At 71.9% G+C, this 22,622-nt stretch carries 28 protein-coding genes; 8 read left to right on the forward strand and 20 right to left on the reverse strand.

What is annotated here, in order from left to right:
- Window positions 1-8: 8 nt before the first annotated feature.
- Window positions 9-1,511, reverse strand: a complete 1,503-nt coding sequence (locus DJ010_RS12285) for an acyl-CoA carboxylase subunit beta (protein ID WP_109694497.1) — start codon at window positions 1,509-1,511, stop codon at window positions 9-11.
- 22 nt (window positions 1,512-1,533) lie between these two features.
- Entirely contained in the window at window positions 1,534-2,145 is a 612-nt protein-coding gene (locus tag DJ010_RS12290) for a TetR/AcrR family transcriptional regulator (protein WP_109694112.1), read from the reverse strand.
- A gap of 95 nt (window positions 2,146-2,240) precedes the next feature.
- Between DJ010_RS12290 and DJ010_RS12295 the strand changes: the two genes are divergently transcribed.
- Together DJ010_RS12295 and DJ010_RS12300 are read left to right on the forward strand one after the other, a co-directional pair.
- A complete protein-coding gene (locus DJ010_RS12295) occupies window positions 2,241-2,708 on the forward strand; it encodes an acyl-CoA thioesterase (protein ID WP_109694115.1) in 468 nt (155 codons plus the stop codon).
- 48 nt (window positions 2,709-2,756) lie between these two features.
- On the forward strand, window positions 2,757-3,701 hold the full coding sequence (locus tag DJ010_RS12300) for a patatin-like phospholipase family protein (RefSeq protein WP_245927498.1): 945 nt from the start codon (window positions 2,757-2,759) through the stop codon (window positions 3,699-3,701).
- On the opposite strand, the gene DJ010_RS12305 is transcribed toward DJ010_RS12300, so the two are convergent.
- The 8 genes from DJ010_RS12305 to DJ010_RS12340 form a co-directional block, all read right to left on the reverse strand.
- Window positions 3,687-4,127 (reverse strand): protein-tyrosine phosphatase family protein, encoded by a 441-nt coding sequence (locus tag DJ010_RS12305; protein WP_109694501.1) that lies wholly within the window; start codon window positions 4,125-4,127, stop codon window positions 3,687-3,689. The genes DJ010_RS12300 and DJ010_RS12305 overlap by 15 nt on opposite strands.
- Window positions 4,128-4,162: 35 nt before the next feature.
- Window positions 4,163-4,792, reverse strand: coding sequence for a VOC family protein (locus DJ010_RS12310; protein ID WP_109694117.1), 630 nt, complete (start codon window positions 4,790-4,792; stop codon window positions 4,163-4,165).
- 69 nt (window positions 4,793-4,861) lie between these two features.
- A complete protein-coding gene (locus DJ010_RS12315) occupies window positions 4,862-5,308 on the reverse strand; it encodes an RrF2 family transcriptional regulator (RefSeq protein ID WP_245927534.1) in 447 nt (148 codons plus the stop codon).
- A gap of 16 nt (window positions 5,309-5,324) precedes the next feature.
- Window positions 5,325-6,068, reverse strand: a complete 744-nt coding sequence (locus DJ010_RS12320) for an SDR family oxidoreductase (protein ID WP_109694121.1) — start codon at window positions 6,066-6,068, stop codon at window positions 5,325-5,327.
- 67 nt (window positions 6,069-6,135) lie between these two features.
- On the reverse strand, window positions 6,136-6,630 hold the full coding sequence (locus tag DJ010_RS12325; RefSeq protein WP_109694124.1) for a carboxymuconolactone decarboxylase family protein: 495 nt from the start codon (window positions 6,628-6,630) through the stop codon (window positions 6,136-6,138).
- Window positions 6,627-7,727: an NAD(P)H-dependent amine dehydrogenase family protein gene (locus DJ010_RS12330; RefSeq protein ID WP_109694126.1), complete on the reverse strand. Its 1,101-nt coding sequence runs from the start codon at window positions 7,725-7,727 to the stop codon at window positions 6,627-6,629. Before DJ010_RS12330 ends, DJ010_RS12325 begins: the two co-directional genes overlap by 4 nt.
- Before the next feature lie 32 nt (window positions 7,728-7,759).
- The gene (locus DJ010_RS12335) at window positions 7,760-8,392 is read right to left on the reverse strand and encodes an MBL fold metallo-hydrolase (RefSeq protein WP_109694128.1); all 633 of its coding nucleotides are present in this window, start codon (window positions 8,390-8,392) and stop codon (window positions 7,760-7,762) included.
- On the reverse strand, window positions 8,392-9,492 hold the full coding sequence (locus DJ010_RS12340) for an S-(hydroxymethyl)mycothiol dehydrogenase (protein WP_109694130.1): 1,101 nt from the start codon (window positions 9,490-9,492) through the stop codon (window positions 8,392-8,394). The genes DJ010_RS12335 and DJ010_RS12340 overlap by 1 nt, the downstream gene beginning before the upstream one ends.
- 32 nt (window positions 9,493-9,524) lie before the next feature.
- On the opposite strand from DJ010_RS12340, the gene DJ010_RS12345 reads away from it, so the two are divergent.
- Window positions 9,525-9,989, forward strand: coding sequence for an Rv1443c family protein (locus tag DJ010_RS12345; RefSeq protein WP_109694133.1), 465 nt, complete (start codon window positions 9,525-9,527; stop codon window positions 9,987-9,989).
- An 18-nt stretch (window positions 9,990-10,007) separates the two neighbouring features.
- Here DJ010_RS12345 and DJ010_RS12350 read toward each other — a convergent pair whose 3' ends face one another.
- The 3 genes from DJ010_RS12350 to DJ010_RS12360 are packed head-to-tail and all read right to left on the reverse strand — an operon-like array spanning window position 10,008 to window position 11,587.
- Window positions 10,008-10,589, reverse strand: coding sequence for a VOC family protein (locus DJ010_RS12350; RefSeq protein ID WP_109694135.1), 582 nt, complete (start codon window positions 10,587-10,589; stop codon window positions 10,008-10,010).
- 25 nt (window positions 10,590-10,614) lie between these two features.
- Complete coding sequence (locus tag DJ010_RS12355; protein WP_109694138.1) at window positions 10,615-11,112, reverse strand: DUF427 domain-containing protein; 498 nt, start codon at window positions 11,110-11,112, stop codon at window positions 10,615-10,617.
- A 43-nt stretch (window positions 11,113-11,155) separates the two neighbouring features.
- Window positions 11,156-11,587: a MarR family transcriptional regulator gene (locus tag DJ010_RS12360; protein ID WP_245927500.1), complete on the reverse strand. Its 432-nt coding sequence runs from the start codon at window positions 11,585-11,587 to the stop codon at window positions 11,156-11,158.
- Window positions 11,588-11,661: 74 nt separating this feature from the next.
- Here DJ010_RS12360 and DJ010_RS12365 point away from each other — a divergent pair, with 74 nt between their 5' ends.
- Window positions 11,662-13,707 carry an MMPL family transporter gene (locus tag DJ010_RS12365; RefSeq protein ID WP_109694142.1) on the forward strand — a complete coding sequence of 682 codons (2,046 nt, stop codon included), beginning with the start codon at window positions 11,662-11,664 and terminating at the stop codon, window positions 13,705-13,707.
- Between the two features lie 109 nt (window positions 13,708-13,816).
- Here the strand turns inward: DJ010_RS12365 and dnaB are convergent, their stop codons facing one another.
- Complete coding sequence (gene dnaB, locus DJ010_RS12370) at window positions 13,817-15,211, reverse strand: replicative DNA helicase (RefSeq protein WP_109694144.1); 1,395 nt, start codon at window positions 15,209-15,211, stop codon at window positions 13,817-13,819.
- A 453-nt stretch (window positions 15,212-15,664) separates the two neighbouring features.
- On the opposite strand from dnaB, the gene DJ010_RS12375 reads away from it, so the two are divergent.
- Both DJ010_RS12375 and DJ010_RS12380 read left to right on the forward strand, forming a co-directional pair.
- Entirely contained in the window at window positions 15,665-17,041 is a 1,377-nt protein-coding gene (locus DJ010_RS12375; protein ID WP_245927502.1) for an MATE family efflux transporter, read from the forward strand.
- A complete protein-coding gene (locus DJ010_RS12380) occupies window positions 17,038-17,604 on the forward strand; it encodes a hypothetical protein (RefSeq protein ID WP_109694146.1) in 567 nt (188 codons plus the stop codon). Before DJ010_RS12375 ends, DJ010_RS12380 begins: the two co-directional genes overlap by 4 nt.
- On the opposite strand, the gene DJ010_RS12385 is transcribed toward DJ010_RS12380, so the two are convergent.
- The 6 genes from DJ010_RS12385 to DJ010_RS12410 form a co-directional block, all read right to left on the reverse strand.
- Window positions 17,601-18,266 carry a hypothetical protein gene (locus tag DJ010_RS12385; protein ID WP_109694148.1) on the reverse strand — a complete coding sequence of 222 codons (666 nt, stop codon included), beginning with the start codon at window positions 18,264-18,266 and terminating at the stop codon, window positions 17,601-17,603. The genes DJ010_RS12380 and DJ010_RS12385 overlap by 4 nt on opposite strands.
- Before the next feature lie 83 nt (window positions 18,267-18,349).
- Window positions 18,350-18,796, reverse strand: coding sequence for a 50S ribosomal protein L9 (gene rplI, locus DJ010_RS12390; protein ID WP_109694150.1), 447 nt, complete (start codon window positions 18,794-18,796; stop codon window positions 18,350-18,352).
- A 32-nt stretch (window positions 18,797-18,828) separates the two neighbouring features.
- Window positions 18,829-19,065 (reverse strand): 30S ribosomal protein S18, encoded by a 237-nt coding sequence (gene rpsR / locus DJ010_RS12395; protein ID WP_109694152.1) that lies wholly within the window; start codon window positions 19,063-19,065, stop codon window positions 18,829-18,831.
- A 182-nt stretch (window positions 19,066-19,247) separates the two neighbouring features.
- The gene (locus DJ010_RS12400; RefSeq protein ID WP_109694154.1) at window positions 19,248-19,823 is read right to left on the reverse strand and encodes a single-stranded DNA-binding protein; all 576 of its coding nucleotides are present in this window, start codon (window positions 19,821-19,823) and stop codon (window positions 19,248-19,250) included.
- Window positions 19,824-19,936: 113 nt separating this feature from the next.
- On the reverse strand, window positions 19,937-20,224 hold the full coding sequence (gene rpsF, locus DJ010_RS12405) for a 30S ribosomal protein S6 (RefSeq protein ID WP_109694505.1): 288 nt from the start codon (window positions 20,222-20,224) through the stop codon (window positions 19,937-19,939).
- A 164-nt stretch (window positions 20,225-20,388) separates the two neighbouring features.
- Window positions 20,389-20,826, reverse strand: a complete 438-nt coding sequence (locus DJ010_RS12410; RefSeq protein ID WP_170124639.1) for a hypothetical protein — start codon at window positions 20,824-20,826, stop codon at window positions 20,389-20,391.
- A gap of 84 nt (window positions 20,827-20,910) precedes the next feature.
- Between DJ010_RS12410 and DJ010_RS12415 the strand changes: the two genes are divergently transcribed.
- Entirely contained in the window at window positions 20,911-21,555 is a 645-nt protein-coding gene (locus DJ010_RS12415) for a TetR/AcrR family transcriptional regulator (RefSeq protein ID WP_245927504.1), read from the forward strand.
- 29 nt (window positions 21,556-21,584) lie between these two features.
- Complete coding sequence (locus tag DJ010_RS12420; protein ID WP_109694507.1) at window positions 21,585-22,400, forward strand: deoxyribonuclease IV; 816 nt, start codon at window positions 21,585-21,587, stop codon at window positions 22,398-22,400.
- Window positions 22,401-22,622 lie beyond the last annotated feature (222 nt).

Genomic DNA, 22,622 nt, shown 5'->3' on the forward strand with positions numbered 1-22,622 from the left:
GTGGCAGGTCAGGCCTGCGCGCGGCGGATCGTCGCGGCGACGACGGTCCGGGTCTCGGCGGGGTCGATGACGTCGTCGATCTCGAAGACCCGCGCTGCGTTGAGGGCCTTCGCGTGGTTGCGGAGCGCCGCCGTGTGCTCGGCCACGGCGGCCTCGCGCTCGTCCTCCGGCATCGCGGCGAGCTCCTTCGCCAGCCCGAGCCGGACTGCGCCCTCGAGACCCATCGGGCCGAGGTGGGCGCCCGGCCAGGCCACGGTCAGCAGTGGCCGGTGCGTGCTGCCGCCGAGCATCGCCTGAGCGCCGAGGCCGTAGCCGCGGCGCAGCACGACGCCGACGAGGGGGACGGTGAGGCGGGCGCCGGCGTTGACCATCCGCGACGCGTGGCGCACCAAGCCGCCGCGCTCGGCCTCGGGACCGACCATGAAGCCGGGGGTGTCGACGAGCGAGACGACCGGGAGCCGCCACTGCTCGCAGAGGTCGAGGAAGTCGGCGGCCTTCGCCGACGCCTCGCTCGTCAGCGCGCCGGCGGAGTGCGTCGACTGGTTGGCGAGCAGGCCGACGGGCACGCGGTCGATCCGCGCGAACGCGGTGACCAGCTCGGGCGCCCAGTCGGCGCGCAGCCAGGTGACGCTGTCGTGGTCGGCGAGGGCCTCCACCAGCGGACGCACGTCGAACGCCTCGCGGTCGTTTTCCGGGAGCATCGTGCGCAGCGCCGCCTGGTCGTCGGCCGGACCCTGGTCCGCGGGCCCGCGGAGGTAGCCCAGCACGCGCCGTACGGTCGCAACGGCCTCCTCCTCGTCGTCGACGACGACGTCGAGCACGCCGTTGGCGGCCTGGTCCGACACCGGTCCGATCTCCTCGGCGGCGACCTCGCCGAGCCCGCCGCCGGCGATCATGGCGGGTCCGGCCATGCCGAGGTTCGCCTCAGGGGTCGCGATCCGGAGGTCGGCGGACCCGGCGAGCACCGCGTTGCCCGCGAAGCAGCGACCGGACACGACGGCGATCCGGGGCACCACGCCGGCCAGCTCGCCCCACAGCGCGAACGAGCCGACGTCGAGCGCGGAGACCAGGGGGATGTCGGTGTCGCCGGGGCGACCGCCGCCGCCCTCGGTGAAGAACACCGTCGGCAGCCGCATCCGCCCAGCCAGCTCGATGAGCCGGTCCGACTTGCGGTGACCGCGCATGCCCTGGGTGCCGGCCATCACCAGGTAGTCGTAGGACAGCACCGCGACCGGCGCTCCGTCGATCGTGGCCGTGCCGCCGATGATGCCGTCCGCCGGCGACTCCACGACCAGGTCGGCCAGCTCGCGGCGGGACTCCTGGGCGGCGGTGACGAACCGGCCGTACTCGACGAACGAGCCCGCGTCCACCAGGTCCGCGATGTTCTCCCGGGATGTACGGCGGCCCCGGGCGTGCCACCGCTCGACCTTCTCCGGCCGCGCGGCATCGGTGGTCAGGAACCGCCGGGCCAGGACCTCGGTCAGCCCGTCGGCCGGGCTCTCGTCGCTCACGCCCGGCATTCTGCCGTGGCGCTCAGTCCGGGATGACGGCGAGCGCCAGTCGGACCGCACGGTCGGTGCCGGCCCAGGTCTCGTCGCCGGCCAGCTGGTCCTGGGTGTTGCCGGCGGTCAGGTAGGCGTCGATCCGGAAGGCGTCGTCCTCGGGGCTGGCCGAACCGGCCGTGACCAGGTCGGCCTCGAGCAGGTCGAGCCACTCGCGCTTGAGGCGACGTACGGCCTCCGCGACGGGGCCCGTGCGGTGGCCGTACTCGACCGCGGTCGCGGCGATGAAGCAGCCGCCGGGGAAGACCCCGGCCCGCAGGTAGTCGACCCACGACTCCAGCAGGGCGCGCAGCCGCGGGGCGCCGGGCTCCTGGTCCCACACCGGCGCGATGACGACCTCGCGGTAGATCCGCCGGGCCTCCGCGACCGCGGCTACCTGGATCGCCTCGCGGCTGCCGAAGACGGTGAGGATCCCGCTCTTGCTGACGCCGGTGCGCTCCGACAGCCCGCCGACCGTGATCGAGTCGAGCCCGCTGACGGTCGCGATCATCGAGGCCTCGCGCGCCACCCGGCGCCGGGTGGCATCGCCGCGGGCGCGGCGGCCGTCCGTCGCGGCGGTGGGGGCGGGGGTCGGGGTGGTCATGGTCGCAACTATACGCACGACTGGACGTAAACGACCGATCGGTCGTACGCTGACGGTCTACACGACCGATCGAACGTATTTCTTGAGGAGCCACCATGGCCGGGACCGCCGACGCCACGACCAGCACCATCGACACCAGCACCGGTGTCGTCGTCCGCAAGCGGATCTACCTCGACGACCTCGACGGCTACGGGATGCTCTACCACGCTCGTTACGCCGTCCTCTTCGACAACGCGGTCATCGACTTCTGGTCCGGCGTGGGCTGGGAGCTCGATCCGAGCGAGCAGGTGTTCGTCATCCGGGAGCTGACGATGACCTACCACCAGCCGGTCGTCGGCATCTGCGAGGTCGACGTCCACGTGTGGGTGGAGCGGGCCGGTCGCACCAGCGTCACCTACGGGTTCGAGGTGCTCTCGACCGACCACGGCGTCCGGCACGCCGAGGGCCGCCGGGTCGTCGTCAACCTCGACGGACAGACGCTGCGACCGGCACCGATCGGCGAGGACGTCTGGGAGCTGGCCCGGCCGCTGCTGGCCCCGGGACTCGAGCGGCCGGCTGCTTAGTTCGGTGATCGGCTGCCGGACGACGTCCGGAGTGGCACAGTCGTGGGGGTGAGCGGGCTCCCCTCCGTCCTCGAGGTGCTGGCGACGCGCCGTGAGAGCGGCAGCGTCGCCGGCGCGCGCCAGGACGGCTACCGCGTCGCGCTCGCGATCGAGGGTGGCGGCAACCGGTCCGCCTACTCCGCGGGGATGGCGCTCGGGCTGGACGAGGCCGGGCTCACCGGTTGCTTCGACGCGGTCTACGGGACGTCGGGCGGCGCGCTCAACGCGGCCTGGCTGCTCACCGGCGAAGCCCAGCGGTGGTTGCCGTCCTGGGCGTGGGACGAGGTGGCTGCCGCCGGTGTCACCGACGCCCGCCGGATGCTGCGCGGCGGCGTGATGATCGACCTGCGGGTGCTCGTCGAGCACGTCTACGAGCAGGTGACGCCGATGGACTTCGACGCGATCCTCGCCAACCCGATCTCGTTCCACCCCGTCGCGACCGACGCCCGCTCCGGCCTGGCGACGGACCTGGCCCCGCTGATCCACGACCGGCGCACCCTTCAGACCGCACTGCGCGCCAGCGCGTGCCTGCCGCTGCTCAGCGGCCGCCCGGTCCGCCTGGGCGGTCGCAGCTGGGTCGACGGCGGGCTGTCGGAAGCGGTCCCCTACCGGTCGGCGCTCGCCGGAGGCGCGACCCATGTGCTCGTCCTCCGCACCCGCCGCGAGGACCAGCGGCTGGTCCCGACCAGGGGCGAGGGGGTCGTGCTGGCGCCGTACTTCCTGGCCTTCGCACGCGGCGCGCGGCGCAGCTACGACGTCCGGCACCACACCTACGCCGACGACGACCGGCAGCTCTCGGCGGGCATCCCGCACCTCGCTCAGCTGCGACCGCCGCTGGGGGCGCCGGACGTCACCCGCCTCTCGCGCGACGCCGAGGCGATCCGCACCGCGATCGAGATCGGGCGGCAGGCGCTGCACACGCTGCTGGGGACCAGCAGCTCAGTCCAGGAGTAGGTCGCCGACCCGCTCGACCCAGCGCCGCTGCGCCCGGGTCTCCACCGCCTTCGGGTGGTAGTGCTCGCGGACCCACGCGACGGCATCCTCCGGGGCGACGCCGCTGAGCACGGCGAGCACGGACAGGGCGGTGCCGGTGCGGCCGCGGCCGCCGGCGCAGGCGAGCTCGACCCGCTCGGTCCCGGCACGGGCATGCGCGTCCCGGAGGGCGGCCACCGCGTCGTCGGTCGAGGACGGCAGCCGGAAGTCCGGCCAGCGCACCCACCGGTTCGGCCAGCCGGTGACCTGCGGGTCGCGGCCGAGCAGGTAGACGGCGTGCTCGGGAGCCGGGACGTCGCCGCGCGGGCGTCGTGCGCCGGTGCCGCGGACGCACCGCCCGTCGGGCAGCTCGACCACGCCGTCGGTGCCGTCGTCCCACCTGCTCATGAGCCCAGGGTAGGGACGCCCGACCCGGCACATGCTCAGGCGTCCTGCCGGGCCTCGACGCTCTCCCAGGCGTAGCCGTCCGGGTCGGTGAAGCTGCCGGCGCCGCTGCGGATCGCGAGCCGGTGCGATCCCGACCCGTCGGCCGGCACGCCAGCGTCCTTGGCCGCGGCCTTGCGCGGGTAGAGCGCGAGCTTGACCGAACCGGCGGGGGCCTCGAACTCGGCGTACTTGCCACCGAAGCTCTTGCCGACCGTCAGCCCCTTGTCGACGTAGAACGCCTTGCTGGCCTTGACGTCGCCCACCCCGAGGAGCAGCACGACCTCGTCGACCTCCGGACGACCGGTGGCAGGCGACGTGTCCTTCTTGGACTGGGTGACGGCCTTCCAGATGGTGCCGTCCGGCGCCTGGACGACGGCACCGACGCCCCACAACGACCTGGTGACCGGCTTGAGGACGGTGGCACCGGCCGCGACGGCCGCGTCGAAGACGGCGCGGACGTGTCGGGGCTGGGAGACGACGAGGGAGACCGAGTAACCGCGGAAGCCGCTGGTGGCCGAGTCGGAGGCACGGAGCTCGATCGGGAGGGCGCCGAAGGCGGCGTCGTAGAAGGCGCGGGCCGACTCGACGTCGGCCACCTCGAGGGTGAGGGTGTCGATGGAGTTCATGTCCTCGACGCTAGGTCCGGCGTGGCCCCGGGTGCTTCTCGATTCCTGCTCGATCCGGCTCGATCCGGCTCAGCTGCGGAGCACGCGGCGCATCCCGCTGGTGTCGAACGACCCGGCGAGATCGGCGATCGACGTCGCCGACAGCGAGGTGCGCCATGCCCGCTCGGCATCGGCCATCACCTTCGCGACCCCGCAGATCTTCCGGCACTGCTCCGGAGGGGCGGCGAGCTCGCCCTGCTGGCGGATCTCCGTGCACCGGAACGCCGGCTCCGGGCCGTCGATCGCCTGGACCACGTCGAGCACCGAGATCTGCTCGGGTGGGCGCATCAGGACGTAGCCGCCGTCGCGACCCTCGGTCGGACGGGCGATGCCCGCGCGGGCGAGGGCCTGCAGGTGCTTGGCCAGGTAGGTCTTGGACACGCCGTGCAGCGAGGCCAGTCGCGAGCTCGGCACCGGGTGCTCGGCCTGGCTGAGCACCACGCAGCAGTGCACCGCCCACTCGACCCCCGCCGACATCCTCACCGCGCGAAGGCTACCCGCGGAGCCACTCGTCGAAGGTCGTCGGTGCGGTCCAGAGGTCTGCGCCCGAGGTCGGCGTGAGGGCGGTGTCGTCGAGCCGGGCGCCGAAGTACCCGGCAGCAGGATCAGTGACCACCGTGCGCTCGTCGCCCTTCGCGGCGAAGTAGCGGCGGACCAGCTCGTCGATGCCGATCGCCTCGGGCCCGGCGATCTCCACGGTGCCCTTGACCGCGGGCCCCGTCACGACCTCGGCGAGGTGGGCGACGACGTCCCGCGACGCGATCGGCTGGAGCCGCCCGGGGGTCGCGCGGACGACACCCTCGCTGGTCGAGGCGTCGGCGATGCCGGGAACGAACTCGAAGAACTGCGTCGACCTGACGATCGTGTAGGGCACGGCGCCCTCCTCGACGCCCGCCTCCTGGGCCAGCTTGCCGCGCATGTAGCCGGCGTCGGTGAGCCGGTCGGCACCGACGATCGAGAGGATCACGTGGTGGCCGACACCGGCCGTCTCCTCCGCCGCCAACAGGTGCCGGGTCGAGTCCCGGAAGAACGCGAGCACGTCGTCGTCCGCCCAGGACGGCGAGTTGGTCAGGTCGACCACCACCTCGGCACCGGCGACCGCCTCCGCGACGCCTGCGCCGGTCGTGGTGTCGATCCCGTCCTCGCGGCCCAACGCCGTGACGTCGTGCCCGGCTGCTGCCAGATGGGTGGCGAGCTGGCTGCCGATCAGGCCTGCTCCGAAGATGACGATCCTCATGCTCATGCTCCTAACGTGGATAAGTGCTATCGCAGTTTACTGCGACAGGACTTATCCGAGTCAAGAGTCAGCGAGAAGCGGCACTCGGCAGCACGCAGACGCCGTCGATCCCGAGCACGTGGTTGAGCCGGCCGAAGGCCAGCCAGGAGCCGATGCACATGCTGAGCTCGACGATCTCCCGGTCGGTGTAGGCCGCCTTCATCCGCTGCCAGAACCCGTCGTCGAGCCCGTGGTGGTCGAGGGCGTAGCGCTCGGCGTACTCCGCTGCCAGCCGGGTGCGCTCGTCGAACGCCGCGGTGGTGCGCCACTCCTCGACGGCGTCGAGGAAGCGGTCCTCGACCTTCTCGCCGTCGCGGTCGGTGCGCCAGTCCAGGCAGAAGACACAGCCGTTGATCTGCGCGATCCGCAGCCGGGCGGCCTCGAACTCGCGCAGCCCGAGCGTGGTGTGCTCGTAGACGGCGAGCGAGAAGCCGGACGCGGCGACGCCGATGCCGGGGACCAGCTCGCCCCAGACGTAGCCGATCGGGTCCTTGTCCTCGGGCAGGTCGATGCGGAGCGTCATGCGGTCACCTCGGCGAGCTCGGGCGCGACGGCGCCGAGCCGGCCGGCCGCGGGGCGGAGGGGTACGTCGAACGCGTCGTAGACGCCGGGGCCGGCCTCGACCAGCCAGTCGATCGCGTTGACCAGCCGGCCGACCGCGGTCGCGTTGCCACCCGCGGCGGGGTTGCCGCCCTCGTCGGTCGCCTCGAGCGTGACCTCGATCCGGGGCCGGCCCTCGATGATCACGCGGTGGGCACCGACGCCGTTGGGGGCCTGCGGCCAGTTCGGTGCGGCCGACGGGTGGATGCGGGTGACGTGCTCGATGACGATCCGCGGCTCGCCGCCGACGATGCCCTGCACCTCGAACCGGACACCGCCCTGGGTGCCGGTCTCGAAGGCGCCCATCGCCGCGGTCGTCACCGTCTCGGTCAGCGGCTCGCGGACGACGGACTCGCGGATCTCGTCGAGCTCGACCCCGAGCGCGCGGGCGATCATCCGGACCTGCCCGCCCCACACCATCGTCGGCACGGTGGGTGCGGTCATCAGCGGCTCGTAGTCCATGGGCTGGCCCATGCCGACGAGGTAGCGGACCGAGTCCTCGGCGTCGTACGTCGAGTAGTCGAAGATCTCCTGGCAGCGCACCTCGTCGATCGCAGTGCCGACGCCGGTGAGCAGTGCGGGAAGGATGTCGTTGCCCCAGCCCGGGTCGACGCCGCTGCCGAAGAACGCGCCGCCGCCGGCGGCGACCGCCTCCTTCAGCGGGTCGATCATCTCGGCCGGCGCGTTGCGCGGGTCGTAGAGCGGGTAGAGCGAGGGCGTCACGACGACGCAGCCCGCACCGACGGCACGCAGCACGTCGGCGAACGCCTCGGCGTCGCGGCCGTCGCCGGTGACCGCGTAGACGAGGGCCTGCGGCCCGGTGGCGAGGACGGCGTCGAGGTCGTCGGTCGCGGCCACCCCGGTCGGTCCGGCCATGCCGGCGATCTCACCGGCGTCGCGACCGACCAGGTCGGGGTTGCGGACGACGACCGCGGTCAGCTCGAGCGCGGGGTGGGCGTGCACCGCCCGGATCGCGGCACGGCCGACGTTGCCCGTGCCCCAAACGACTGTCGTGATCATGCCGGAAGTAGAACACGTTCTACTGGCCTGCGCTAGAGTCCGGCGCGCTCCGCACCGATGGTGGTGTCGTCGCCGTGGCCGGTGTGCACCACGGTGTCGTCGGGCAGGGCGAACAGCTTCGCGCGGATCGACTGCTCGAGCGTGGAGCGGTCGCTGTAGGAGCGCCCGGTCGCGCCCGGCCCGCCCTGGAACAGGGTGTCGCCGGTGAACACGCAGCCGAGGTCGGGCGCGGAGAGGCAGACCGCGCCCGGGGCGTGGCCGGGCGTGTGCAGCACGGTCAGCGTCGTGCCGGCGACCTCGATCGGCATGCTGTCGGCGAGGTCGACGTCCCACAGGTAGGCGTCGACGTCGTCAGGCCCGCCGTGGGCGAGCTCCCACAACGGCCTGTCGTCGGGATGCAGCAGGATCGGCGCGGCCACCCGCTCGCGCAGCGCCGGTGCCACGCGGACGTGGTCGTCGTGGGCGTGGGTGCACACGATCGCCCTCACCTTGCGGTCGCCCACCACGGCGAGGATGTCGTCGACGGAGTGCGGGGCGTCGATGACGATGCACTCGTTGTCGTCGCCGACCACCCAGATGTTGTTGTCGACCTCGAAGGTCTCGCCGTCGAGGGAGAAGGTGCCGCTGGAGACGGCGTGGTCGATGCGCAGTCCGTGGTCGGTCATCAGAGGACGACCACCGAGCGCAGCACGTCGCCGTGGTGCATGCGTTCGAAGGCGGCCTCGATGTCGCCGAGCCCGATCTCCTCGGTCACGAACGCGTCGAGGTCGAGCCTCCCCTGGCGGTAGAGGTCGACGAGCAGCGGGAAGTCGCGGGTGGGCAGGCAGTCGCCGTACCAGCTCGACTTCAGCGCACCACCGCGCCCGAACACGTCGATGAGCGGGATGTCGGGCACCACCATGTCGGGGGTCGGTACGCCGACGAGGACCAGCGTGCCTGCCAGGTCGCGCGCGTAGAACGCCTGCTTCCAGGTCTCCGGGCGCCCGACGGCCTCGACGACCACGTCGGCGCCGTCGGCGCCGTCGTACGTCTCCGCGCAGATGCGCTTGATCTCCTCGACCGGGTCGGTCGTCGAGGAGTCGATGGTGTGGGTCGCGCCGATCGCGCGGGCCTGCTCGAGCTTCTTGGCGTCGATGTCGACGGCGATGATCGGGCTGGCGCCGGCCAGCGCGGCGCCGGCGATGGCGGCGACGCCGACGCCGCCGCAGCCGATGACCGCGATGCTGCGGCCGCGGGTGACGCCGCCGGTGTTGATCGCCGCGCCGATGCCGGCCATCACCCCGCAGCCCAGGAGGCCGACCGCGGCCGGTCGCGCCTCTGGATCGACCTTGGTGCACTGGCCGGCGGCGACGAGCGTCTTCTCGGCGAACGCTCCGATGCCGAGTGCCGGGGAGAGCTCGGTGCCGTCCTCGAGCGTCATCTTCTGCGTGGCGTTGTGGGTGGCGAAGCAGTACTGGAGGTCGCCGCGCTTGCAGGCGCGGCACTGGCCACACACCGCTCGCCAGTTGAGGATCACGAAGTCGCCGGGCGCGACGCCGGTGACGTCGGGGCCGACGGACTCCACGATGCCGGAAGCCTCGTGGCCGAGCAGGAACGGGAAGTCGTCGTTGATGCCGCCCTCGCGGTAGTGCAGGTCGGTGTGGCAGACCCCGCAGGTCAGCACCTTCACCACGGCCTCGCCGGGCCCGGGGTCCGGGACGTTGATGGTCGCGATCTCGACGGGGGCGCCCTTGGCGCGGGCGACGACGGCCTTCACCTGTTGCATGGTCCACAAACTAACGTGCGGTGAAATGGGTCATGGCGTTCAGGACCTTCCAGCAGACCTCCGTGGTCGCCGCCGGCACCGACATGGTGTGGGAGCGGATCACGGACTTCGCCGGCATCAACGAGGAGCTGATGCCGCTGATGCGGATGCGGGTACCGCGCGCCCACCGCGGCACCACCGTCGCGAACGTGCCGGTCGGCGCGTCGCTCGGCAGGGTGTGGATCTTCTACCTGGGCTTCCTGCCGCTCGACTACGACCGGTTGACACTGACCGAGCTCGAGCCGGGCTCCCACTTCCAGGAGGTGTCGACGATGCTGTCGATGCGCCGCTGGGAGCACCGCCGCGAGCTGCGCCGGCTCGACGACGGGCGGACCGAGGTGACCGACACCATCGGGTTCGAGCCGCGGATCCGCTTCCTCGCCGGCCTTCTGGAGCCCGTCGTGCGGCACCTGTTCGCTCATCGGCACCGGCGGTTGGTCCGGCACTTCGGTGGCTGAGCGCGAGCGGAGCGCTCTTCAGGAAGAGGTCGGGTAGGCCCGCAGCACGCAGAACTCGTTGCCCGACGGGTCGGTGTAGGTGCGCCACGGCAGCTCGCCCCACTCCGGGTGGTGCTCGCGGCGGCCGCCGCGTTCGTCGATCGCGCGCTCGACCGCGTCGGCGTCCTCGCCCGCCTCGAGCCGGACGTCGAGGTGGATCCGGTTCTTGCCGGGTCCCTTGGGCTCCTTCTCGGGGTGCAGCTCGAGCAGCGGGCCGCGGCCCGACGCGTGCCGGAGGGCGGTCAGCCCGCCCTCGGCCGGCACCCACCCGGTCAGCCAGGCCCAGAACTCCCGGTCCCGCCCGGGATCGGCACTCTCGAGGCGCAGGGCACGCAGCTCACCGGCCCGGTCGTCGTACTCCAGGTGGAGGCGCTCCGGGCCCTCCGGCTTCTCCTCCACCCGCTGGAAGCAGAGGTCGAGGGTGGGTCCGCCGGGCACCGCCAGCCGGGTCTCGTAACCGGCCGGCTCGTCGGTCAGCTGCTCGGTGCCGAGCGCGGCCTCCCAGAACCGGCCGAGCGCTCGTGGGTCGACGGCGTCGAACACGACGTTCTCGAGGTACACGACCTCAGCCTAGGTCGCGGCCCCCTCACCAGCCCCAGGTGCCGGACTCGCCCTTGAACGGACCGACGACGCGCGAGGTGATCCACCCGCCGTAGAAGCCGCCGGCCTGCGGCTGGACCTCCTCGCCGTCGACCAGACACCGGTCGACCTGCCCCGGCATCACCGACACCGCGCCGGCGATGTCGGCGAAGCGCGGCGACGGGCGGAGATAGGTCCACGCGGCGCGGGGGGCGACCTTCCCGCCGCCGATCACGTCGAGGTACGACGCAGTGCCCTTCCACTCGCAGAACGATGCGCCCTCCGCCTCCCGGAGCGAGCCGGGGACGAACGCCTCGCGCGGCAGGTAGTACGTCGGCGGGTGGCTGGTCTCGAGGACCCGCCACGAGCGCGTCGTACGGGCGACCACCTCGCCGCCGAGGACCACCTCGACGTTCTCCTGGGACACCTCGAGCGCGGGCGGGCGGGGGTAGTCCCAGCAGGACTCCTGGCCTGGTCCGGGCTTGATCGGCTGCTTGCTCGTCACGGGTCCAGTAAACGAGAGTCGTTCCAGTCAGGCCTCGGCCCCTTCACACGTCGCGGCGCACCGGGGTCGGACCGGCGACGGTCTCGAAGGCGGCGGTGGCGCCGCGCAGGTAGCGCGCGACGATCTCGCGCTCCTCCTCGTCGAACTCCGCGTCGAGCCGCTGCAGGGCCGAGAACATCGGCAGCAGCAGGCTCACGACCTCGGCGCGTCCGGACTCAGTGATCTGCACGCTCACCCGGCGCCGGTCGCTCGGATCGGCGACCCTCGCGACGTGACCGCGCTCCTCGAGGCGGTCCACGATGCCCGTCGAGGCGGCGGTGCTGACGTCGAGCAGCCGGGCGAGCTCGGCGGGCCCGGTGGGGCCAGCCGTCAAGTGCTCCAACGCGACCAGCTCCGAGCTGCTCAGTCGCGCTGCATGGGCGACCACCGGACGCACACGCGCCGCGGCACCGACCGCGGCACGGAGCGCGGTCAAGCTAGGCGTCTGGCTCCACTCGTCCTTCGGATCCGACATTTTGTTTCACCAACTTAGTTACTAATCTCTCTAACATGATGTCACTCCTGACGGCTCCGGCTCGACGCCACACCGCCCCGGTCGTCGTTCTGCTCGGCCTGCTGCTCAGCGGCCTCGTCATCGGGGTGCTCGGCGAGGCCGAGCACGACGCCCGCCCGACCGACAGCCTGCCCGCCGGCCTGGACAGCACCGAGGGCGCCGAGCTCCTCGACGCACTGCCGGAGGACTCCACCAGCGCCGCCGTCGTGCTCTGGGCCACCGACTCCGGCACCCTCGATCGCGGCACCGTGCAGGAGCTGACCCGGGTCGCTGACTCCTCCGGTGCGGTCGGCGGCCGGCAGGGTCCGGTCTCGACAGCCGAGGATGGCACGGCGGCGCTGGCCGTCGTACCGCTCGCGACGTCGGGCGCCGAGGAGACCGCCGACCTCGTCGGCGACCTCCGCGACGAGCTCGTCGCGGCGACACCTGACGGTGTCTCGGTCCAGGTCACCGGACCGGCCGCGGTGCAGGCCGATCTCGCCGCCGTCTTCGACGGCGCCGACACCAACCTGCTGCTGGCGACGGCGCTGGTGGTGGCACTGCTGCTGGTGGTGACCTACCGCAGCCCGATCCTCTGGCTGGTCCCGCTGCTGGTCGTCGGCGCCGCCGACCGGGTCGCCGCCGTGCTGGCGACGCAGGCGATGGCCGCCCTCGACTTCTCCTGGGACGCCTCCACGGTGGGGATCTTGTCGGTGCTGGTGTTCGGTGCGGGCACCGACTACGCCCTGCTGCTCATCGCCCGCTATCGCGACGAGCTGCGATCGCACGAGTCGCGGTACGACGCGATGCGGATCGCGGTCTCCCGTACCGCCGAGGCGATCCTTGCCAGTGCGGCCACGGTCGTGCTCGGCCTGCTGACGCTGCTCCTCTCGCTGATCCCCACCACCCGCGGACTGGGCCTGGCCTGCGCCATCGGCGTCGTCATCGCGGCGGGCTTCGCGCTGGTCGTGCTGCCCGCGGGACTGGTGCTCTTCGGGCGCTGGGTGTTCTGGCCGCGGGTCCCTCACCTCGGCGAGCCCGCTCTGGTCGAGACCGACTCCTTCTGGCATCGCGTCGGCACCCGTGTCTCGCGCAGCCCGCGTGGTTTCGTCGCCGGCTCGGTGCTCCTGCTCGCCGTGCTGAGCGTGGGGGTCGTCCGTATCGACCTCGGGCTCGACCAGGCCGAACAGTTCCTCGACAAGCCCGAGGCGATCGCCGCGGCCGAGCGGCTCGCCGAGTCGTTCCCCGCCGGCCTGACCGACCCCACCCAGGTGCTGACCCGCGACGACGGGCGCGCCGTCCTGGCGACCGTCGAGGAGACCGCCGGCGTGGCGAGTGCCCGGGTGTCCGCTACCGGCAACGGGATCACCCAGGTCGACGCGGTGCTCGAGGCGAGCCCCGGATCCGAGGAGGCCAAGGCGACGATCGAGGACCTGCGCACGGCGCTGTCGGACTACGACGACACCCACGTCACGGGCACCGAAGCCGAGGCGATCGACGAGGCGGACGGCGCCGCCCGCGACCGGACGGTGATCCTGCCCCTGATCCTGTTGCTCGTGCTCGGCGCGTTGTTCCTGCTCCTGCGGGCGCTGGTGGCACCGCTGCTGCTGGTCGCCACGGTCGTCGCGACGTACCTCGCCAGCCTCGGCGCGTCCTGGTGGGTCTTCACCGGGCCCCTCGGCTTCGACGCGCTCGACTCGGGGGTGCCGCTGCTGGCCTTCTTGTTCCTCGTCGCGCTCGGCGTCGACTACAACATCTTCCTCGTCACCCGCGCCCGCCAGGAGGCCGCCGAGCACGGCACCCGCGAGGGCATGCTTCGAGCGTTGACGGCGACCGGCGGCGTGATCACCAGCGCCGGTGTGGTGCTGGCCGCGGTGTTCCTCGTGCTCGGCGTCCTCCCGCTCGTGGTGCTCGCCCAGCTCGGCGCGATCATCTGCCTCGGCGTCCTGCTGGACACCCTGCTGGTCCGCACCGTGCTCGTGCCGGCCCTGGCCTGGGAGCTGGACGACCGGTTCTGGTGGCCGCGGCGCGTCCGGGAGTCCGCCGACGCGGTCGACGCGTAGTCGCGAGGAACGCCACGCATCGGTGCCCGGCCGGTCGATCCGGCCTGTCCATCGGTTGATCGAGGTCGCCCTGCTCGCCTCGGCCCCGCCGCCGACAGCGCTGCTGAGGTCAGTGGGCCATGTCGACGAAGCGCGAGTAGTGACCCTGGAACGCCACGACGATGTCACGGGTGGCGCCGTTGCGGTGCTTGGCGACGATCAGGTCCGCCTCGCCGGGGCGGGTCGACTCCTTCTCGAAGACGTCGTCGCGGTGCAGCAGGATCACCATGTCGGCGTCCTGCTCGATGCTGCCCGACTCGCGAAGGTCACTCATCATCGGACGTTTGTCGGCACGCTGCTCGGGACCACGGTTGAGCTGCGAGAGCGCGATGACGGGGACCTCGAGCTCCTTGGCGAGCAGCTTGATCTGGCGGGAGAACTCCGAGACCTCGAGCTGGCGGGACTCGACCTTGCGGCCGGACGTCATCAGCTGGAGGTAGTCGATGACCATCAGCTTGAGGTCGTGACGCTGCTTGAGCCGCCGCGCCTTGGCCCGGATCTCCATCATCGTCATGTTCGGGCTGTCGTCGATGAACATCGGCGCCGAGGAGATCTTGGCGACGTGACGCGCCAGCCGGTCCCACTCCTCCGTCGACATCTTGCCGTTGCGGATGTGGTTGAGCGGGATGCGTCCCTCGGCCGAGAGCAGACGCATCGTGATCTCCGACCGCGTCATCTCCAGGCTGAAGAAGGCGCTGGTCAGGTTGTTGTGGATCGAAGCAGCCCGGCAGAGGTCGAGAGCCAGCGTCGACTTCCCCATGGCCGGGCGCGCCGCGACGACGATCATCTGCCCGGCGTGAAGACCGTTGGTGAGCTCGTCGAGGTCGGCGAAGCCGGTGGGGACGCCGTAGATCCCCGCCTCGCGGTTCTCGATCGCCTCGATCTCGTCGAGGACGCTGTCCATGATGTCGCTGAGCGGCGCGTAGTCCTCGGCCTTGCGGCGGTCGGTGACGCCGTAGACCTCGGCCTGGGCGGCGTCGACGATGTGGTCGACCTCGCCCTCGCCGGCGTACCCGATCTGCACGATCTTGGTGCCGGCGTCGACGAGGCGACGCAGGATCGCCTTCTCGCGGACGATCTCGGCGTAGAAGCCGGCGTTGGCGGCGATCGGGACGTTGGCCGCCAGGGTGTGGAGGTACGGCGCGCCGCCGATCTTCGCCAGCTCGCCGCGCCGCTGGAGCTCGCCGGCGACGGTGATCATGTCCGCGGGCTCGCCGCGGCCGAAGAGGTCGATGATCGCGTCGTGGATCGACTCGTGCGCCGGCCGGTAGAAGTCCTGGCCGCGCAGCGTCTCCGTCACGTCGGCGATGGCGTCCTTGGAGATCATCATCGCGCCGAGCACGGACTGCTCCGCTGCGATGTCCTGCGGCGGCGTACGTCCCCCGGACGGCGCGTCGCCCGGAGCGTACGGCGCCGGTCCGTCGCCCCACTCGTCGTCCGGCGGCGGCACCTCCGCGAGGCTCACGCGACTTCCCCCTTCGTCCGCTGATCTGCAGGCCAACCGTGCGCTGTGCGTCGTGCCGGGCAGGCTGCCGCCGGGGTCCGACGCAACCCCTGGGACCGGGGTGCGCCGACACCGCGAGGCGGAGCGTGCGCGAGACTCGGAGAGCGAACCTACGCACCGGTGGAGCCCTTGGCCAGTGGCCTATCAACAGCCTCTGGGACAACCTGGGGATAACCACCGGCGGGACGTGGACGACACGCAAGAGCCGTGTGCACGGGCTGGGGAGGAAACTGTGGATCTGGTGCCAAATGGGACAACGGACCCCCGCCTGACCTGCGGAAACGCGGATACCCAGCTGTGGAACCGAAAAAGTACGTCGCCGATCTCGTTCACCTGTCCGTCATCTGGCGGTAGCCGACTAGACCACGTACGATCCGCGCTCCACGGCATTTATCCACAGTCGAGAGGTCGACATTGCGCCGGCTGAGTCGATGGCGGCTGACCGCCGACGACCGGGAGATCCGGCGCCTCGCGGTTCCCGCGTTCCTCGCGCTGGTGGCCGAGCCGCTGTTCCTGCTCGGCGACGCTGCCGTGGTCGGCCACCTCGGCACCGAGGAGCTGGCCGGCCTCGGGATCGCGGCGACCGTGCTCCAGACCCTGGTCGGCCTGTGCGTGTTCCTCGCCTACGGCACGACGGCTGGCGTCGCCCGCCAGCTGGGCGCCGGCCGGCGCGCCGCCGCCCTCGCGCAGGGCGTCGACGGGCTCTGGCTCGCAGTCCTCATCGGCGTGCCGGTCACCGTCGTCGGCATCCTCCTCACCGACCCCATGGTCGCGGCGTTCGGCCCCGGGGCCGCGGTCGCCCACGAGGCCGAGACCTACCTCCGCGTCGCCCTGCTCGGCGTCACCCCGCTGCTGCTGATGCTCGCGGCGACCGGGGTCCTCCGCGGGCTGCAGGACACCCGCACCCCGCTGGTCGTCGCCGTGCTCGGCAACGTGGCCAACCTGGTGCTCAACGTCCTCCTCGTGTACGGCGTGGGGCCGGTCCCCCGCCTCGACATCGCCGGCTCGGCGCTCGGGTCGGTCCTCGCCCAGGTCGGCTCGGCCGCGGCCCTCGTCCTGGTCGTGGTCGCCGCCGCCCGCCGCGAGGGCGCGTCGCTGCGCCCCGACGCGCCCGGCATCCGCTCCGCCGGTCGAGCCGGGGTACCGCTCCTGGTGCGCACCCTCACCCTCCGCGCGTCGCTGCTCGTCACGACCTACGCCGTCGTGCTCACCGCCGACGCGACGAGCGACGAGGCGGTGCCGATCGCGACCCACCAGCTCGCGATGACGATCTGGGGATTCCTCGCGTTCGCGCTCGACGCGATCGCCATCGCCGCCCAGGCCATCACCGGTCGCCACCTCGGCGCCGGCGACGTCGACGCCGCGCGCGCCGTCACTCGGCGGATGGTCGGCTGGGGCGTCGTGAGCGGCGTCGTCACCGGCCTCGCCCTGGCCGCGGCCAGCCCGGTGCTCGGCATCCTGTTCACCAGCGACGACGACGTACGACGCGCGCTCGTCCCCGTCCTCCTCGTCGCGGCCCTCGCGCAGCCGGTCGCCGGCGTGGTGTTCGTGCTCGACGGCGTGCTGATCGGCGCGGGGGACGGCGCCTACCTGGCCTGGGCCGGCCTGGCCGTTCTCTGCGGCTACGCTCCGCTCGTGCTGGGTGCCGCCGTGATCGCCGACGACTGGGTCGGCGGTGGCCTGCCCTGGCTCTGGGCGGTGTTCGGCGTGGTCTTCATGGGCGGGCGGTACCTCACGCTCACCCGCAGGGCCGCCGGCGACCGCTGGCTGGTGACCGGGGCGGCCCGGTGAAGCCGCTCTACGCCGTCGCGTTCGGACTGGTCCTGATCGCCCTCGGCCCGACCGACCCCGATCCCGACGTCTTCGACCCGCTGCCCGACCCGCTCGGCTGGCTGTTCGCGCTCATCGGGCTGCTCGGCCTCGGCGGGTCGCTCGAGCAGCGACGGCTCGGCGTCCTCCGCTTCCTCGGCGCGACCGCCTTCGTGATCTCGGCGGCGCTCGTCGTACCCGCTGCGGCCCGCTGGGTCGCCACCGACCCCTCCCTGGGCTGGGCCGCCGACGTGCCGCGGTTCGCGTTCTTCGCGGTGCTCTCCTACGAGCTGAGCTCCGCCGCGCTGAAGCACCGGGCGACCGTGGCCGCCGTCGGCTTCAACCTCTCGGCGCTGGCCCTGCTGTTCGTGCTGATCGCCCCGCCGCTCGCGTTCGGCGGCGGGCTCGACGGCGTCGGCGAGGCCGGGGAGGCCGCCGCCCAGGCCGTCCAGCTGGTGCTGGTCGTCCTGTTCCTGGTCTACGGCAGCAAGGAGTGGGCAGGGGCCCGGCCCGCCGAGCAGACCGAGCCGGACCAGCCCGGCTAACCCAGGTTCGCGAGCACGACTCCGGCAAGGGCGGTGGCCTGCTGCTGCGGGTCACCCTGGAAGTCCACCCCGTCCTCGTACTCGAGCTGGACCTCGAAGTTGTAGGCGTCGGTGCACACCCGCAGCGTCGCCTCCAGCGGGGGCGCATCGTCGCGGTCCCACCACGCCTGGGTGGCCGGTGCCGGCAGCCCCTCGACGGGGGTGACGGTCGACGCGATCGCGGTCGGCTTCGGACACTGGAACTCACCTGCGGTGAAGTCCTCGGGCGCGGTCAGGGCGAGCTCGACCTCGAGCAGGTCCTCGGCCTCGAAGCTGCAGTCCTCGCTCTGCCACTCCAGGTCGCCCTCCGAGGTGCCACCGCCGCCGGGCGAGCCCGGACCGAAGGAGACCGCGAAGGCGGCGCCCACCTCCTCGGCAGTGATCACCTCGCACGCGGCGGGCAGCGCCGTACCGCCCGACGTCGCGTCCGTCGTCCCGCTGCTCTCCGAGGTTCCGGACGTCTCGGGTGCCGAAGGGCTCCCGCCCGACTCGGGGTCCGACGGTGACGAGGACGGCGGTGGGGCGGCGTCGTCGGTGGTGTTGTCGCTGTCACCGCACGAGGCGAGTGCCGGTGCGGCGAGCAGGAGGAGCACGACGAGGGCCTGACCCGAGGACGGACGCATGCCCCCGATCATGCCCGACCGCCGTGCTCGCAACGACGAACGGCCGGCCCCGAGGGGCCGGCCGTGCGTGTGCGCTGGGAGCGTCAGGCGGGGATCACGTTGAGCGCGACCGCCGCGGAGACCTCGTCGTGCAGCTTGATCGAGACCTGGTGGGCACCGAGGGTCTTGATCGGGTTGGCGAGCACGATGGTCCGCTTGTCGATCGACTCACCGGTCACCTCGCCGAGCGCGTCGGCGACGTCGCCGACGGTGACGGCGCCGAAGAGGCGGCCGCCCTGGCCGGCCTTGACCTTGACGTCGACCGGGCCCTGCTCGAGCTTGGCCTTGATCTCGGCGGCGTGCGCCTCGTCGCGGACCGCGCGGGCGCTGCGGGCCGACTTGATCGCGTCGGCCTGGGACTGGGCGCCCTTGGTCCACCGGATCGCGAGGCCCTGCGGCAGCAGGTAGTTGCGGCCGTAGCCGTCCTTGACCTCGATCACGTCACCGGCAGCGCCGAGACCGTCGACCTCCTGGGTCAGGATGATCTTCATTGTTGGCTCTCTCCTTCTCTACCGACGAGCGATCAGCGGCCGCTGGCCGTGTAGGGCAGCAGCGCCATCTCGCGGGCGTTCTTGACCGCGATGGCGACGTCGCGCTGGTGCTGGACGCAGTTGCCGGTCACACGCCGCGCGCGGATCTTGCCGCGGTCGGAGATGAACTTCCGGAGCAGGGCGGTGTCCTTGTAGTCGACACCGGTCGCCTTCTCCTTGCAGAACTGGCAAACCTTCTTCTTCGGCTTGCGGATGACTGCCTTAGCCATTGTGGTGCTCCTCCTCAGAGCCCGACCGCGTCAGTCGAACGGGGTCGGAATGGTTGTTGGTTGGTGTTTCTCGAGAGTGGATCTACTGATCTCGATACGCGGGTCGCGGCCTCGTTCCTCAGCCGCGCCGCTACTCGATCTTGCCGCTGCTTCCAACGCCTCGCAGGCTCGGCATCGGGCGCCTAAAACGGCGGTTCGTCGTTGCCGCCGCCCACGCCCGGCGCACCCCACGGGTCGCCGGCGGGGGCACCGCCCTGTGCGGGTGCGCCGCCACCCTGCGCGGATGACCCGCCGCCGGGCGACGAGGCCCACGGGTCGGACGCCGGAGCGCCGCCGCCGTAGCCGCCGCCACCCTGGCCGCCGCCCTGGTTGCTGTAGCCGCCCCCACCGGAGCGGGCGGCGCGGGTGACCTTGGCCGTGGCGTACTTCAGGGACGGGCCGACTTCCTCGACCTCGATCTCGAAGACCGTGCGCTTCTCACCTTCGCGCGTCTCGTACTGCCGCGACTTCAACCGGCCCTGGACGACGACGCGCATCCCCTTCTGCAGGGACTCCGCGACGTTCTCGGCGGCCTGCCGCCACACCGAGCAGGAGAGGAACAGCGCGTCGCCGTCCTTCCACTCGTTGGTCTGGCGGTCGAAGGTGCGCGGCGTCGACGCGATCCGGAAGTTGGCCACGGCCGCACCCGACGGGGTGAAGCGCAGCTCCGGGTCGTCGACGAGGTTGCCGACGACGGTGATGACGGTCTCGCCTGCCATTTCAGGTCTCCCTTAGCGTGTCTGAGTTCGGTGATGAGGAGTACGACGGCTCATCGTGTCGCGACCGTCCGACATTGGGTAGGTCTCGTCCACAAGTCGCGCGTCGCTCCGGGTCACGAACCGGGACGCAGGACCTTCGTGCGCAGGATGGCCTCGTTGAGGCCGAGCTGCCGGTCGAACTCCGCGACCGTCGCGGGCGTGGCCGTCAGGTTGATGACGGCGTAGATGCCCTCGGCGTTCTTCTTGATCTCGTACGCCATCCGACGACGGCCCCAGATGTCGACGTTGTCGACGGTGCCGCCGTCCTTGCGGACGACGTTGAGGTACTTGTCGAGCGACGGCTCGACCGTGCGCTCGTCAAGGCTGGGGTCGAGGATGACCATGACTTCGTAGGGACGCAAAGCGGTCTCCACCTCCTCTGGACTGGGCGGTCACGGACTCTCCGTGACAGGAGGGCTCTGCACGTGCGCACCTCCCCGGGTGGGAGCAGCGCGACGAGACAGGCTAACAACGAGGTACGGCGCGCGCCGAATCCTCGCGCCGCCTCGCCGCCGCCCTCGTGACATCACCGATGAGGGACCTCCCACGGGTGGTGGTTGACCGGACGACGGACGAGCGGGATCACCGCCGCCCGACCGGCCATGGTCGCGAGTGCGGTCGCGGCACCGATCGAGAAGCCCAGGTCCGAGGAGTCGGTGAGGAACGCGACTCCGGCGCCGACGACGGCGACCGTCACGCCCCCGGTGATCACCACCTGGGCACCCTGGCTCTCGACCCGCCGCCCCAGCAGGTGCACCAGCGGGATGCCGACGATTGCGAACGGGATCGAGCACATCGCGGTGTACGTCGTCGCGACCACGACGGCGGCAGCCGCGATCACCGGGTCGAACGGATGGGTGGTCGCCGTGACCACGATCGCGAAGCAGATCGCGAAGCACCCGATGCTGGCGAAGTAGGCGAGGAGGTACTCCCCCGGACTCGGCGTGGCTCTCGACCTCGACATCTCCGCCTCCCAGCGTCGTTTGAGCGATCGCTCAAACACAATCATGCCCTATCCTTGAGCGATCGCTCAAGTAGAGGGGGACGGGTGGCGGAGAGCTCGACGAAGGACCGGCTGCTCGCAGCGACCCTGACGGTGGTGGCGGAGCAGGGCATCGCGAAGGCTTCGGCTCGGACCATCGCCGCCGAGGCGGGGGTCAACCAGGCGCTGGTCTTCTACCACTTCGGGTCGATCGACGACCTGCTCGTCGCGGCCTGCGAGCACGGCGCCCGGCAGCGGGTCGAGGCGAACCGGGAGGCGATCGCCGAGGTCGCCTCCCTCCCCGAGCTCGTCACCGTGGCCCGGCGGCTGCACGAGACCGAACGGGCAGCCGGCCACGTCGCGCTGCTCGGGCAGCTGCTCGCGGGCGCGCCGTCGCACGGGCCCCTCGCCGCAGCCGTCGCCACCGGGCTCGGCCTGTGGATCGCCGAGGTCGAGTCGGTCCTGGGTCGGCTGCTCGCCGACACCGCCATTGCCGACCTCGTCGACGTCACCGGGCTCGCCCGCGCGGTCGCCGCCTCGTTCGTCGGGCTCGAGCTCTACGACGGCGTCGACGCCGCCGGGGCATCCTCCGCGCTCACCGCGCTCGAGCAGCTGGCCGGGCTGGCCGCCGTGCTCGCGGACCTCGGCCCGCTCGAGGCACGCGCCGTACGACGCCACCTCCGCCGCGCCTCGACGACCACCGCTCGGTGACGTCGGCGGCGGTGCCTAGGGTGGACGACATGAGCGACACCATCCGGATCGGCGCGCACGTCGAGCAGACCGACCCGATCGCCGAGGCGAAAGCGCGCAACGCGCCGCTGGTGCAGTTCTTCCTCGGCAACCCCCAGTCCTACAAGGGCCCGGTGCTCGCCTACGAGGGCGGGCCGGAGGCCCTGCGTGCCGATGCGGAGGCGGCCGGTGTCGACCTGTACGTGCACGCGCCGTACCTCATCAACGTCGCCACCACCAACAACCGCCAGCGGATCCCGAGCCGCAAGCTCCTCCAGCAGCACATGGACGCGGCCGCGGAGATCGGCGCCAAGGGGCTGATCGTCCACGGCGGCCACGTGCAGGACGACGACGACCCGGCCAAGGGCTTCGACAACTGGCGCAAGGCGGTCGAGGCGACCGACATCAAGGTCCCGCTGCTCATCGAGAACACCGCCGGCGGCACCAACGCGATGACCCGCTACCTCGAGCGGATCGCCGGCGTCTGGGACGCGATCGGCGCGGCCGAGGGTGCGGACATGGTCGGGTTCTGCCTCGACACCTGTCACGCCCACGCCGGCGGCAACCCGCTGAAGACCGTCGTCGAGGACGTCCTCAAGATCACCGGCCGGATCGACCTGGTGCACTGCAACGACAGCCGCGACGCCTTCGACTCCGGCGCCGACCGGCACACGAACTTCGGCCACGGCCAGATCGACCCCGACCTGCTCGCCGCCGTCGTGCGCGACGCCGGTGCCCCGGTCGTCTGCGAGACGCCGGGGCCGGCCGAGGCGCACGTGGCCGACTTCGCGTGGCTCCGCGAGCGTCTCGATACGTCCTCGCGCTAGCGCGCTCGGACTACTCGACGACCAACAGCTCGGCGTCTCGATACGCCCTCGCGCCAGCGCGCTCGGACTACTCGACGACCAACAGCTCGGCGTCTCGATACGTCCTCGCGCCAGCGCGCTCGGACTACTCGACGACCAACGGCACGGCGTCTCGATACGTCCTCGCGCTAGCGCGCTCGGACTACTCGACGACCAACAGCCGGCTACTCGACGACCAAAGCC

The organism is Nocardioides silvaticus (assembly GCF_003160695.1).
GTDB lineage: Bacteria > Actinomycetota > Actinomycetes > Propionibacteriales > Nocardioidaceae > Nocardioides > Nocardioides silvaticus.

What these genes read in the sequence shown, in the direction of transcription:
- DJ010_RS12335 (WP_109694128.1), bottom strand. Translation starts at nt 8,392, where the DNA reads ATGACCGACCACGGACTGCGCATCGACCACGCCGTCTCCAGCGGCACC.
- DJ010_RS12320 (WP_109694121.1), bottom strand. Translation starts at nt 6,068, where the DNA reads ATGAGGATCGTCATCTTCGGAGCAGGCCTGATCGGCAGCCAGCTCGCC.
- DJ010_RS12385 (WP_109694148.1), bottom strand. Translation starts at nt 18,266, where the DNA reads ATGCGTCCGTCCTCGGGTCAGGCCCTCGTCGTGCTCCTCCTGCTCGCC.
- DJ010_RS12295 (WP_109694115.1), top strand. Translation starts at nt 2,241, where the DNA reads ATGGCCGGGACCGCCGACGCCACGACCAGCACCATCGACACCAGCACC.
- DJ010_RS12340 (WP_109694130.1), bottom strand. Translation starts at nt 9,492, where the DNA reads ATGCAACAGGTGAAGGCCGTCGTCGCCCGCGCCAAGGGCGCCCCCGTC.
- DJ010_RS12410 (WP_170124639.1), bottom strand. Translation starts at nt 20,826, where the DNA reads ATGTCGAGGTCGAGAGCCACGCCGAGTCCGGGGGAGTACCTCCTCGCC.
- DJ010_RS12330 (WP_109694126.1), bottom strand. Translation starts at nt 7,727, where the DNA reads ATGATCACGACAGTCGTTTGGGGCACGGGCAACGTCGGCCGTGCCGCG.
- DJ010_RS12305 (WP_109694501.1), bottom strand. Translation starts at nt 4,127, where the DNA reads ATGAGCAGGTGGGACGACGGCACCGACGGCGTGGTCGAGCTGCCCGAC.
- rpsR (WP_109694152.1), bottom strand. Translation starts at nt 19,065, where the DNA reads ATGGCTAAGGCAGTCATCCGCAAGCCGAAGAAGAAGGTTTGCCAGTTC.
- DJ010_RS12290 (WP_109694112.1), bottom strand. Translation starts at nt 2,145, where the DNA reads ATGACCACCCCGACCCCCGCCCCCACCGCCGCGACGGACGGCCGCCGC.
- DJ010_RS12420 (WP_109694507.1), top strand. Translation starts at nt 21,585, where the DNA reads ATGAGCGACACCATCCGGATCGGCGCGCACGTCGAGCAGACCGACCCG.
- DJ010_RS12400 (WP_109694154.1), bottom strand. Translation starts at nt 19,823, where the DNA reads ATGGCAGGCGAGACCGTCATCACCGTCGTCGGCAACCTCGTCGACGAC.
- DJ010_RS12315 (WP_245927534.1), bottom strand. Translation starts at nt 5,308, where the DNA reads ATGTCGGCGGGGGTCGAGTGGGCGGTGCACTGCTGCGTGGTGCTCAGC.
- DJ010_RS12345 (WP_109694133.1), top strand. Translation starts at nt 9,525, where the DNA reads ATGGCGTTCAGGACCTTCCAGCAGACCTCCGTGGTCGCCGCCGGCACC.
- DJ010_RS12325 (WP_109694124.1), bottom strand. Translation starts at nt 6,630, where the DNA reads ATGACGCTCCGCATCGACCTGCCCGAGGACAAGGACCCGATCGGCTAC.
- DJ010_RS12310 (WP_109694117.1), bottom strand. Translation starts at nt 4,792, where the DNA reads ATGAACTCCATCGACACCCTCACCCTCGAGGTGGCCGACGTCGAGTCG.
- rplI (WP_109694150.1), bottom strand. Translation starts at nt 18,796, where the DNA reads ATGAAGATCATCCTGACCCAGGAGGTCGACGGTCTCGGCGCTGCCGGT.
- DJ010_RS12365 (WP_109694142.1), top strand. Translation starts at nt 11,662, where the DNA reads ATGATGTCACTCCTGACGGCTCCGGCTCGACGCCACACCGCCCCGGTC.